The 12,369-nt window shown below is 36.3% G+C and carries 10 protein-coding genes and 3 pseudogenes; 6 read left to right on the top strand and 7 right to left on the bottom strand.

What is annotated here, in order from left to right:
* Positions 1–28: 28 nt before the first annotated feature.
* Positions 29–241, bottom strand: coding sequence for a hypothetical protein (locus N7U66_RS22215; RefSeq protein WP_313791286.1), 213 nt, complete (start codon positions 239–241; stop codon positions 29–31).
* Positions 229–996, bottom strand: coding sequence for a GLPGLI family protein (locus tag N7U66_RS16100; protein WP_313791285.1), 768 nt, complete (start codon positions 994–996; stop codon positions 229–231). Before N7U66_RS16100 ends, N7U66_RS22215 begins: the two co-directional genes overlap by 13 nt.
* 188 nt (positions 997–1,184) lie before the next feature.
* Here N7U66_RS16100 and N7U66_RS16095 point away from each other — a divergent pair, with 188 nt between their 5' ends.
* The 6 genes and pseudogenes from N7U66_RS16095 to N7U66_RS16080 all read left to right on the top strand — a co-directional run bounded on the left by N7U66_RS16095 (position 1,185) and on the right by N7U66_RS16080 (position 5,059).
* On the top strand, positions 1,185–1,964 hold the full coding sequence (locus N7U66_RS16095) for a hypothetical protein (RefSeq protein WP_267676119.1): 780 nt from the start codon (positions 1,185–1,187) through the stop codon (positions 1,962–1,964).
* Position 1,965: 1 nt separating this feature from the next.
* Positions 1,966–2,579, top strand: a pseudogene (locus N7U66_RS16090) (deoxynucleoside kinase).
* Between the two features lie 59 nt (positions 2,580–2,638).
* Complete coding sequence (locus N7U66_RS22210; RefSeq protein ID WP_313791284.1) at positions 2,639–3,451, top strand: polyphosphate kinase; 813 nt, start codon at positions 2,639–2,641, stop codon at positions 3,449–3,451.
* 14 nt (positions 3,452–3,465) lie between these two features.
* Positions 3,466–4,518, top strand: a complete 1,053-nt coding sequence (locus N7U66_RS22205; RefSeq protein ID WP_313791283.1) for a phospholipase D-like domain-containing protein — start codon at positions 3,466–3,468, stop codon at positions 4,516–4,518.
* Positions 4,499–4,657: a hypothetical protein gene (locus N7U66_RS22200; RefSeq protein ID WP_313791282.1), complete on the top strand. Its 159-nt coding sequence runs from the start codon at positions 4,499–4,501 to the stop codon at positions 4,655–4,657. The genes N7U66_RS22205 and N7U66_RS22200 overlap by 20 nt, the downstream gene beginning before the upstream one ends.
* Positions 4,658–4,750: 93 nt before the next feature.
* Positions 4,751–5,059 (top strand): hypothetical protein, encoded by a 309-nt coding sequence (locus N7U66_RS16080; RefSeq protein WP_267676118.1) that lies wholly within the window; start codon positions 4,751–4,753, stop codon positions 5,057–5,059.
* Here N7U66_RS16080 and N7U66_RS16075 read toward each other — a convergent pair.
* From N7U66_RS16075 to N7U66_RS16055, 5 genes and pseudogenes are all read right to left on the bottom strand, one after another.
* A complete protein-coding gene (locus N7U66_RS16075) occupies positions 5,049–6,047 on the bottom strand; it encodes an App1 family protein (protein ID WP_267676117.1) in 999 nt (332 codons plus the stop codon). The genes N7U66_RS16080 and N7U66_RS16075 overlap by 11 nt on opposite strands.
* A 9-nt stretch (positions 6,048–6,056) precedes the next feature.
* A complete protein-coding gene (locus tag N7U66_RS16070; protein ID WP_267676116.1) occupies positions 6,057–6,674 on the bottom strand; it encodes an MgtC/SapB family protein in 618 nt (205 codons plus the stop codon).
* 20 nt (positions 6,675–6,694) lie between these two features.
* A complete protein-coding gene (locus N7U66_RS16065) occupies positions 6,695–7,324 on the bottom strand; it encodes an MgtC/SapB family protein (RefSeq protein WP_267676115.1) in 630 nt (209 codons plus the stop codon).
* 95 nt (positions 7,325–7,419) lie between these two features.
* Positions 7,420–9,795 (bottom strand): annotated as a pseudogene (locus N7U66_RS16060) (sodium-translocating pyrophosphatase).
* Between the two features lie 261 nt (positions 9,796–10,056).
* A pseudogene (locus N7U66_RS16055) lies at positions 10,057–12,356 on the bottom strand (M1 family metallopeptidase).
* Between the last annotated feature and the right edge of the window lie 13 nt (positions 12,357–12,369).

Below are 12,369 nucleotides of genomic sequence, written 5' to 3'. Positions count from 1 at the left end.
AGTTGGATTTTTATACGGGAACTATTTATTATCTTCTCCCATCGCGACCACGACCTCTTCCACCGTACATTTCTCGCATTTCTTCCATTTTGTTTTTAACAATGTCGTTATATTCTTTTTTAGTCACTTCCTTGCCTTTAGTTGGCATTTTAATGTCGTTTTTCTCCGTAGGATTCATCACGATCTTTGAACAGAGTAATGTTGTTCTACCGTAACTCACTTCTAAAATCAATCCTGGCAATCCCCGAATTCTCCAGGCCCGTTGTTTACTGGAATTTGCATCGTGTACCAAGCAACAACTTCTACTTCCTTCGGGATTTCAATATTCGCCATTGGATCATTAGCCTGCTCTTTATTTGATGCGACTACTGAAGAATCTTTTGCTTCTTCAGCTTTCACTTCTGTTTTTTCAAAAGCATCTACGCTTCTATCTTTCTTTTCTTCTTCTTTTTTCTTATCCGCATCATTTCCGCCACGTTTTCTTCGCATGTTTGCCCAGTCAAATTCATCTACTTTCTTCATTGCAGTCGCTTTCATTGCTGTGTATTGACCAATTTGCCTGGTCTCTCCTGTCATCTTCCACTCCAACTTTTCTAAGTCATCTTTGATTAGAAATTGTTTTCCAAAGAATTCCTGATCTTGAATAAGCCTACCCTCCTTTATGTTCTTGTATTGCTCACCAGCTGTAAAGCTACTCATCATACCGCCCATCATACCGCCACCAGCACCTGGCGCTTCCAGTTTCTCATCTTCTTTATAGGTAGACTCCGTTCTATTAAAGGTAAGAATGTATGTTTTCTCGAACATGTTTTTCATTCTATCCATAATCATCTTTTTACGCTCCGGACTCATCTCTCTTCCTCCCCAATTATCCATATCTACAGTCGTTTTCGACATGTATGTGGCGACGCCTTGAAAATTGTCTTGTGCGAACGTTTGTGAGGTTGATAGGAATGCTAAACAAGCAAAAAAGGCTTTTATTGAAAATAGTTTCATGATATATTGACTTTAGTTTTTATAAAAATACAGCTTAATATAGCTGTTAGACTTTATAAGGCACAAAACGTTTAACTCTCAAGTGTTAATATTATCATAAAAAAATAAGACCTATGCAGCAGTTTTGAGATATGGAATTAAAATTGGGGCAAAAAATGTGGATTGATTTTTGTACTTTTCCACTCAATATGAAATACTTTTTTTGCCTTTTTTACTTTATCATTTGCTCAATATCTGCTCAAGAGACTATTGAAACAAAACTGCTTTCAAAAATTGAAGTAAAAGCAGATTCAATAATAGGCATAGACAGTTTTAAAACGTTGTTTTTTATTAAAAACAACACCTTAATTAAACAACAAGAAGGGATTAATCTTAAGTACAGTAATCTACAGCTAGGAAATATCACGTCTGCAAATACATTTAATCCTTTAAAAATCAATCTGTTTTACAAGGCTTTTAATACCGTTATTATTCTTGACAATCGTTTAGCTGAAATTTTTAAGGTAGATTTTAACACCCTTAAAGCGTATAAAAATGTGACGCATGTGGCTACAGGAAGTGATAATACTATTTGGATTTTTAATCAGAATTTACAACAACTAGAATTATACGATTATAAAGCTAATCACATTCGCGCCAAAACCTTACCTATTTCAAGTCAGGTTATAGACCTAACCAGTAATTACAATTCTTGCTGGTTAGTAACTAAAGATTTTATCTATCAATACAACTATACAGGAAGCTTGATTTCTAAAATTGAGAATATAGGCTTTACGTCTATTAAGGAAAGTGATGAAAATATTATATTAAAAAAAGAAAACACACTTTATCTTATCCGTGAAAAATCTAAAAAGATCCAAAAAATAAATCTCCCAAATTTGTTAATAAATCAGTTTTTAGTAACCAACCAAATCCTGTATATTTACACCGATGGATTCCTCCACGAATACCAAATAAAACCCAAATAATATGCACGTCGCCATTGCCGGAAACATTGGAGCTGGAAAAACTACGCTCACCAAATTACTTGCTAAACATTACAAATGGGAGGCACAACTTGAAGATGTAGTAGACAATCCTTACTTAGATGATTTCTACAACCAAATGGAGCGTTGGAGTTTTAATTTACAGGTTTACTTTTTAAACAGTCGTTTTCGTCAAGTTTCACAAATTCGAGAAAGTGGCAAAGACATTATTCAAGATCGCACCATTTATGAAGATGCCCATATTTTTGCGCCGAACCTGCATGCTATGGGATTGATGACTAATCGCGATTTTGAAAACTATAAATCTCTTTTTGATTTGATGGAGAGCTTTGTTCAAGGTCCGATTTACTTATTTATTTACGCAGTTCTATTTCTAATCTGGTCGCTCAAATACATAAACGCGGACGTGATTATGAAAACTCAATTAGTATTGATTACTTGAGCCGATTAAACGAGCGCTACGAAGCTTTTGTTCATGGCTACGATAAAGGAAAACTTTTAATTATTGATGTTGACAATTTAGATTTTGTCGATAAACCGGAAGATTTAGGAATTGTTTTGAATAAAATTGATGCTGAAATCAATGGCTTGTTTTAAACTTAACGTTTTTCTTACAAAATTTCATTTTAAATGCTGTTATTTTGTAATAAAAACCAATGGCATCTCTTTATAATACTAAATATTTTCATCGCGACTTATCATGGCTTCGTTTTAATCATCGGGTTTTACAAGAGGCTGGAGATGCCCGTAATTTATTATATGAACGCATTAAGTTTTTAGCCATTTTCTCTTCTAACTTAGATGAGTTTTTTAAAGTACGGGTCTCTGATATTCGTCAAATAAAAAATATAGAAAAACCGCTTCGGAAAAAACTAATCACAAAACCCAACCAAGTTTTAAAAGAAATAAGAAAACAGGTTCATTTACAACAAGAAGAATTTGGCCGGATTTTTATTGGTGAGATTATCCCAGCATTAAAAAAAGAAAACATACATTTAATTGGTATTGAAGATTTTACTGAAAGCCAAAAACAAATAGCTAAAGACTTTTTTGACACTACATTACAAGCGGATGTTCTTTCAAAAACATACACCGTTCATGAAAACAAATCGGTGTTTGTAGAAAACGAAGCGCTCTATCTTGCCGCTTTAATCGATGAGACACAGTTTGAAATTGTTTCCATTCCCTCAAATCACGAGCGCTTTTTTGTTTTCCCAACGGAAGACAACCAACATTACATCACATTTATAGACGATGTCATTAAATTTAACTATCGATTAAAACACGAAACCCCAACATTAAACTACTATGAATTAAAGCTCTCTCGTGATGCTGAATTATATATTGAAGATGAGTTTTCCGGAAATTTGATGCAGAAAATAAAAGAAGCACTACCAAAACGAGAAACAGGCCAAGCAACCCGCATTTTGTTAGACTCTAAAACACCGAAGCACTTCAAAACTATTTAAAACAAGCGTTAGATGTGTCGAATGCCGATATTATTTTAGGCGGGGCGCATCATAATTTTAAAGATTTTTTCGGATTCCCAAACCCAACAAACAAACTACTTTCAAATGTTGAATTAGCCCCTAAGCCTCATCCCATGTTAAGTACATGTGATTCTGTTTTTACTGCGATTACTGCTAAAGACCAGCTCATTCACTATCCATATCAATCTTTTGAACCCGTTATAAAATTACTGGAAGAAGCGGCCCATGATGAACAGGTCACCACCATAAAAATGACGCTATATCGTGTTGCAGAGTCTTCAAGGTTAAATGATGCTATTGCTTTAGCCGCCAAGAAAGGCAAGACAGTAGTTATTTTTATTGAAGCAAAAGCGCGATTTGATGAAGAAAACAATCTTAAATGGGGAAAAATATTTAAAGACAATGGCGCCAAGGTTATTTACAGTTACCCAGGAATAAAAGTACATTCAAAAATTCTATATATAGAAAGAACATTAAAAAACACGACCCAACGCTATTGCTATATTGGTACCGGGAATTTTAATGAAAATACCGCTAAGCTCTATACCGATTTTGGCTTAATGACTGCTAATAAAAAAATAACAAAAGAGCTTAACCGTGTGTTCTTAGTTTTAGAAGGGGTTTTAATTGTGCCAAAGGTAAAAAAACTATTAATTTCTCCTTTCACGTCTCGTCATAAATTTTCGGTATTGGTGGAACGCGAAATTGCCTTTGCTCATGCTGGAAAACAAGGGATGATCATTTTAAAAATGAATAGCCTTCAAGATAACAACATGATTAAGTTATTATACAAGGCGAGTAATGCTGGTGTAAAAATTCGATTACTTATTCGTGGAATTTGTTGTTTGGTGCCCGGCATAAAAGGGCAGAGTGAGAACATTACAGTAACAAGTATTATAGACCGTTTTTTAGAACATGGACGCGTTTATTTATTTGGAAATAATGGTGATGAAAAACTTTTTATTGGTTCTGCTGATTGGATGACTCGTAACTTAAGTCATCGTATCGAAGTCGTTACCCCGGTTCTTGATCCGAGACAATTTTAAAATTGTAAAGGACGTTCTAGAGCTGCAATTGGCAGATAATGTAAAAGCGAGAATTATTGATGCAGAGCAAAAAAATGTTTATATACAAAATAATAAAACAGCTTTACAGTCTCAATTAGCAACCTATGATTATTTTTAATAATGAAAAACGAAAAACTCATCTCTAAAGGCTTTATTGCTGCTGGGCTTTCCAATGTACTTGGGGTTCCCATTTTTTCAAAACTATTTACTAATGAGGTCATTACATCGGTACAACCGTGAAGTTATGTCTAACGTTGGTTTGTTAATGATTCTTGTTTGGGGATTAGCCTACATGGCTGTAAGTAAAAATTTTAAACAGATGACATGGTTGATCGCCATTTTCGCCATCGAAAAATTAATTTATACGGTGGTGTGGCTTCAATGGATGTCAAAATATGAATTAAGTAGTGTCTTCGAGCAAGACACTTTAACAGGTGTGTTTTACGCCATTTACGGCATTAATGACTTCTTATTTTTTCTTTTTTTTAGCTATGTTTTTTTTAAACTTATTAGGCAATAAAACCATTTAGTCTTGCGTGCTCGATCGCTTCTTCACTGTTTTCCACTAACAACGCAGGAGTCGATTTATAGTTTTCAAGCAAGCCTTTAACACGCAAAATTTTCTTTTTATGCCTTACGCTTCTTAAATAAATCGCTTTAATTCTCTCGGGGTACAGTTCTGCTATTTCAATATAAATATCAGGATCATGTTCGCCACTATCCCCTATTAAAATAAAGGGCAACTCTGGATACGTTTTTAAGAGGTTTAGAATCTCTTTTTGTTTTTGAGGTTTTTCACCTTCCGGTTTTTTTCGAAGAAAATTACCTAAACTGCGCAATAAGATAGGACCTTTCGGGAAGTTATTCTGTTTTAAGAAAAGTTCTAAATATCGGTATAGGTTCCAAGGACTATGACTCACATAAAAAATGGGATTCGCATTCTCTCCGGAGGCACCACGATGCAGGAGGTGATAAAATTCGGCAGCGCCCTCCAAAGGCAATCTACTTTTAGCATTTTTAAAAATCGAATTATAAATAACACGCCATTTTAAAGTAGAAACCACTCCCGTATGTAAAATAGTATCATCAATATCACTCGCTACCCCAAATTCTACCTGATCTGCTGGAATTAACAATTCCCCCGGAAACCTATTATTGTTTGTTATTTTTCGTTCGATAGTGACATCATCATAAGATAATTCAAAAGAAACCCACCCTTCCTCATTAGCTAAAGCTCTAAGGTCTACAAGATTTTCTTCAATTTTAAAATAGCCATCATTATCTGTCTTTGCTTTAATAAACGTGTTATTTGGCAATTTAATTTTAATGGCAACATTTGCAATTTCATCAGCCTCAAAACGTTTCCAAGCATTAATAGCCAAATGCAGTATTTTTTGAGATTCTAAATCAATAGATTCATCTTCCAACGCTCTTCCTCCGGCATAAAAATGTGTATTTGTGCCATAACTTTGAAAGGCTATAATTTGTAAAGGATCCTTTTTAAACATGATTTATATTTAGAAATACCAGGATTCCGGCCAAAGCCACATAATTAACAATCCTGCTGTAACAATGATTCCAAAGGAAATAACAATCCATTTTGCGAGTTCTTTTGCGCCAAGTACAATTGCCATAACGCCCTTGAATACCATATTTGATAGACCTGCTAGCAAAATTAATCGCCATCCAAAAGTTGCTTTAAGACTGCCTTCCTTAATTAATTGAGACAAAGATAAGGTAATCGCATCAACATCGGTTAAACCACTAATTATGGACACAATATAAAGTGCGTTATTTCCAAACGTCTCTTTGGTAAACGCCACCGCTAGCAATATAAAACCATAGAGCAATCCAAAAATCAAGGCACTTTTAAATTGCGCAGGATTGTCGGGCTCAGGCATGGCCTCTTTTTTAGAAGACTCCTTATTAATAAGATAAAACAAAGCCACACAGGTTAAAGTCATGATTAAAATGACAGCCCCTATTGGCACAGCGATGATAGGTAACTCATTTGGAATAATCACACCCACTTCAAATAAAACCCTAACAAATGACACTGCAGATGCTGTGGTTATAACAAAGACAGCTAACTTGCTAATGGATGCCGTATCTGCCGTTTTACGCGCATAGCTCACCGTGGTTGCTGTACTACTAATTAAACCGCCCGAATACCATTAGAAATAATCCCGACCTTTTTGCCAACGAACTTATATATAAAATACCCAAAGACACTTATTCCCACGATTAAAGTGATCATCAACCAAATATTTCTAGGGTTTATCACATCAAAAGGTCCAAAAGTTTTATCTCGAAGTATTGGTAAAATCACCAAACTAATACCCGCTAAAGTCATGATGGCCGCTAGATCCTTAGGCTTTAGTTTATTGATAAACCCATGAATATGTTCTTTAAAATAAAGTAACATTGCTAATGCAGTTCCTACAATCACCCCTATTAACTGACTGCCTAGAACGAGATATGCTCCAATGGCAAACATTAACAGTGCAGCAACCTCTGTCGTTTGACCCACATCTGCACCATCCAATTTTTTAATTTTAATAACATTGGCCATGATTAAAAGGGCTGTTATCGAAAGTCCTAAAACGGGAAGAATAAAAGGATTCTCGTAGGTTCTCGTTAAGAAACCTGCCATTACTCCCAATACGGAGATGAGCGTAAATGTCCTCACACCTGCCATTTCATTATTGGTGGTTTCTCTTTGCAAGCCAACAAGTAGCCCTAAACCAAACGCAATACCGAGTGTTGTTAAGTCATCATAGTTCATAAAATTAAAGATAAAACATTTACCAAAAAAAAAACACGCCGGAAGCGTGGTTTTTCAATACTAAAATTATCGTTATTGGTTATTTAAGTCAACGGCTACTCTGCTTTCAAAGCTTGAACCTTAGCTTCTACTTCTTCAACTGTGCCTTCAACCGTTTTTTCAATGGTTTTAGTTTCACCATCCTTAATAGTTGTTGTCGTTAATGTTCCAGTTGCAATGGCGTCATTTTCAGCGTTCACTTCTATTTTAAATTCTTTTATTATTTCTGTTTTGTTTTCGGCCATTGCCATACCCTCTTCGGTATGTCCTCCTAAAATTGGAGCAATCACTAATCCTATAAGACAGGTCAATTTAATTAAAATGTTCATTGATGGTCCGGAGGTATCTTTAAAAGGATCGCCAACCGTATCTCCTGTCACGGCTGCTTTGTGCGCATCACTTCCTTTATAAGTCATTTCCCCATTGATCTCAACGCCTGCTTCAAAGGATTTTTTAGCATTATCCCAAGCACCACCGGCATTGTTCGGAAAATAGCCCAAAGCACACCGAGATACTGTTACACCTGCCATATACCCTCCTAACATTTCGGCAATAGCCAAGTGATTCATTCCAAAAAGCATGGGGATGAATGCAATTGCTAGAGGAAAACCAATCGTTAGTAAACCTGGTAACATCATTTCTTTAAGCGAAGCTTTAGTAGAAATAGCAACACATTTGTCGTATTCAGGTTTCCCTGTGCCTTCCATAATACCTGGAATCTCTCTAAATTGACGGCGCACTTCTTCTACCATTTCCATAGCCGCTTTTCCTACTGCATTCATTGCTAAAGCAGAAAACACTACTGGAATCATCCCACCAACAAACAACATGGCTAACACTGGTGCTTTAAAAATATTAATCCCATCAATTCCTGTAAAGGTTACATAAGCTGCAAATAAAGCTAGAGACGTTAATGCTGCCGAAGCAATTGCAAATCCTTTACCAGTTGCTGCTGTTGTATTCCCTACCGAATCTAATATATCTGTACGTTCTCTTACGATAGGTTCTTGCTCACTCATTTCTGCTATACCACCTGCATTATCAGAGATTGGTCCAAAAGCATCAATTGCCAATTGCATGGCTGTTGTCGCCATCATTGCCGACGCTGCTAATGCCACGCCATAAAATCCAGCGAAAGCATAAGAGGCCCAAATGGCACCTGCAAATAACAATACTGAAGGAAATGTAGAAATCATTCCTGTCGCTAAACCAGCGATGATGTTTGTTCCTGCTCCTGTACTAGACTGTTGTACAATTTTTAAAATAGGTTTTTTACCTAATCCCGTATAATATTCTGTCACTGAAGAAATCACAGCACCTACCACTAAGCCAACTAATGTGGCATAAAAAACGCGCATAGAAGAAATTTCCATAACCCCTTCACCAAAGAATTCCATACGCATGGTTTACGGCAACATCCATTTACATAATCCGAAACAGGCTCCTGCAACTAGGATAATTGATGTCCAATTACCTCTGTTTAACGCCCCCATCACTTCAGATTCTTTTGCATCGTTGTTTTTAATTTTAACGAGCATCGTACCAATAATGGAAATAATAATTCCTACACCCGCAATAGACATAGGCAATAAAATAGGGCCTATACCTCCAAAGGCATCTTCTATATTTCCACCCATATCTTTAATGACATAGTTTCCTAAAACCATGGCTGCTAATACGGTTGCTACATATGAACCAAAGAGATCGGCGCCCATACCTGCAACGTCACCAACATTATCTCCAACGTTATCTGCAATCGTCGCAGGATTACGAGGATCATCTTCCGGGATGCCTGCTTCTACTTTACCTACTAAATCGGCTCCAACATCTGCTGCTTTGGTGTATATACCACCACCAACACGCGCAAATAATGCGATGGACTCAGCGCCAAGAGAGAAACCAGCTAAGGTTTCAAGAACGATAGTCATATCCATGGTATTCGTCCAAACGCCTCCCATAAAAAAGTGAAAGAAGAAGATAAAGAACACGGTCAACCCTAATACAGCTAACCCAGCAACGCCAAGACCCATTACGGTTCCACCACCAAAAGATATTTTTAGTGCATTTGGTAAGCTTGTACGAGCTGCTTGTGTTGTTCTTACATTTGTTTTAGTTGCGATTTTCATCCCTATATTTCCTGCAAACGCTGAGAACACAGCACCAAAAACAAAGGCAACCACAATTAACCAGTGTGTTGTAGGCACTACGAATGATACTATCGTCAATAAAACACTTACTATAATAACAAATACCGTTAATAATCTATATTCTGCGCTTAAAAAAGCCAAAGCGCCTTCGTAGATGTGATCCGAAATTTCTTTCATCTTCCCATCTCCTGCATCTTGTTTCATTACCCAGGATTGCTTAATAAACATATAAATTAAGCCTAATACTGCCAACACAATTGGCACATAAATCATCATTGATTCCATATTAAATTTTTGTTTGATTAGTTTTTAATGTCCGCTAATGTAATAAAATCAAAACGAAGTAAAAAATATTTTAAAAGTCACATTTTTTTAACAAAAAACTAGTGATATTATAAGTTTAAACTAATTAGTTACTAAAACAGAACAGGTTATCGTACACTTATTAGAAAACACTTATTTCATCCTGAAGCTTTCTTTTTTTTGATATAAAAAAAGCCTATTCTCACGAATAGGCTTTTTTTATGTTTTAGAAAAAACTAAGCTTTAGTTTTTAGTCTTATTTTTGAATTTATCAAACTCAGATTCTTGCGTTTCTTGTGGCCAAGAGTTATTAGATGTATCCACATCTGCTGTTTCTAATTTTGGATCCACCGTGATTTTTACAATCTCCTTGTTTGAAGCAAGTGATTTACTCACTTCTTTATCATTCAATCTCCAAATTTGTGCTGGATATGTTTCGGTTTTAGACGTACCATCTGCATAAGTATACTCCACAATAATAGGCATAACCAATCCACCTGGCTTTTCAAACGTCACGCTATAAAAATACTTCGGCGCTTTCATGGTTGCTCTTTCTGCCGGTGTAAAATTATCCATAACATATTGTTTTAATGTTGGAGAATTTTTCATGATGTCTTCATCTTTCATTCCTGGCTTATCTTCTTCACTGCCTTCTTCTACAAAGTACACACCATCCTTGGTGTCCATTCCAAAACGTCTTGCCATTTCGGTTCCTTCTTTATTTGGTGTCGCAGTTACATAATATTTTTTCACGTCCTTTACGGCGATATCAACGTAATCGGTGGTATAAAACCAACCTCTCCGGAACCAATCTAAATCCATTGCAGAAGCATCTTCCATGGTACGGAAAAAATCTTCCGGTGTAGGATGTTTAAACATCCAGCGGTTAGCGTATTCTCTAAACGCATAATCGAAAAGTTCTTCTCCCATTACGGTCTCTCTTAAAATATTAAGAGCAGTTCCTGGTTTTCCGTAGGCATTATTTCCAAATTGATACGTGTTCAATCCTTTAGTCATGATTGGTGCTATATAATTTTGATCACCACCCATATATCTTGTAATATTAGCAGCAGGTCCGCGACGTGATGGATAAGAACTTTGTCCTGGAGATAAAGCGTCCGGATACCACTTACCAAAATCTTGCTCTGCAACATACTGCACAAAAGTGTTTAACCCTTCATCCATCCAAGTCCATTGGCGTTCATCACTATTCACAATCATTGGGAAAAAATTGTGACCTACCTCATGAATAATCACAGACATCATACCAAATTTTACGCGATCACTGTAGTTTCCGTCTTTATCAGGACGACCATAATTCCAGCAAATCATTGGGTATTCCATTCCTTGATTCTTAGCATGCACCGAAATAGCTTTGTGGTAAGGGTAATCAAACGTCATACGAGAATATGATTTTAAAGTGCTTGCCACGGCTTTTGTTGACCATTGTTCCCAAAGTGGATTCCCTTCTTTAGGATACATGGATACCGCCATAACGTCCTTGTCTCCAATTTTTACAGCCATCATGTCCCAAATAAAACGTCTTGAGGTAGCAAAACCAAAATCACGAACATTTTCTGCATATAACTTCCAAGTTTTCTTGTCTTTTGATTTAGATTTTTCTAATTTTTCAACTTCAGCTTGCGTTACAATCACTACTGGCTTATCGTAAGATTTCTTAGCCGCTTCGTAGCGTTTCATCATGTCTTTAGAAAAGACATCCTTTCTATTCATTAATTTTCCAGTACCATCTAGAATATGATCTGCTGGTACGGTAATATTCACTTCAAAGTTCCCGAAAGGCAATGCAAATTCATCACGCCCCCAAAACTGAGAGTTTTGCCAGCCTTCAACATCGTTGTAGACTGCCATTCTTGGGTAAAATTGTGCTATAACATAAGCTCTGTTATCATCTTCAGCGAAGTATTCATAACCAGAACGTCCTCTTCCATTCACGTGATCATTTATATTATACCACCATTTAATAGAAAAAGAAAATTTCGCTCCCGAAGCTAATGGTGTTGGCATTTCAACGCGCATCATAGTACGATTAATCATGTGTTGTAATGGTTTTCCGTTTTCATCTGTCACTGCTTCTATTTTAAATCCGCCATCAAAACCTTCACTCATATAATCAGTAGCAAAAGAAGACACTTGTGTCGCGGGTCTTACGCCACTCCCTTCAATTAGTGGTGATTTAGAGTCTCTCGCACGTACGTTTTGATCCAATTGCACCCATAGGTACTTCAAAACATCTGGTGAATTATTGGTATAAGTAATGGTTTCTTTACCGGACAGCCTTGCTTTTTCATCATCCAGTTCTAAGTCCATTTTATAATCAGCTTGCTGCTGATAATAAGCTGAACCAGGAGCTCCGAAGCTGCACGATACATATTTGGCGTTGAAAACTCTTCGTAGAGCTGTTTGAATTTATTTTGATTGGTGTGACCTTGTTGTGCCTCCTTTTTTTCTTCATTCTGCTGGGCAAAAACACCCGCAGTAACAAAAAGGGCTGACAAGAAATAATACTTTAAATTGTTCATTTTAAATTGTTGT

It is taken from the genome of Lacinutrix neustonica, from assembly GCF_026625145.1.
Lineage (GTDB): Bacteria > Bacteroidota > Bacteroidia > Flavobacteriales > Flavobacteriaceae > Lacinutrix > Lacinutrix neustonica.
This window is presented reverse-complemented; position numbering and strand designations above follow the sequence as displayed.

What these genes read in the sequence shown, in the direction of transcription:
- N7U66_RS16100 (WP_313791285.1), bottom strand. Translation starts at nt 996, where the DNA reads ATGAAACTATTTTCAATAAAAGCCTTTTTTGCTTGTTTAGCATTCCTA.
- N7U66_RS16095 (WP_267676119.1), top strand. Translation starts at nt 1,185, where the DNA reads ATGAAATACTTTTTTTGCCTTTTTTACTTTATCATTTGCTCAATATCT.
- N7U66_RS22210 (WP_313791284.1), top strand. Translation starts at nt 2,639, where the DNA reads ATGGCATCTCTTTATAATACTAAATATTTTCATCGCGACTTATCATGG.
- N7U66_RS16080 (WP_267676118.1), top strand. Translation starts at nt 4,751, where the DNA reads ATGAGGTCATTACATCGGTACAACCGTGAAGTTATGTCTAACGTTGGT.
- N7U66_RS16075 (WP_267676117.1), bottom strand. Translation starts at nt 6,047, where the DNA reads ATGTTTAAAAAGGATCCTTTACAAATTATAGCCTTTCAAAGTTATGGC.
- N7U66_RS16065 (WP_267676115.1), bottom strand. Translation starts at nt 7,324, where the DNA reads ATGAACTATGATGACTTAACAACACTCGGTATTGCGTTTGGTTTAGGG.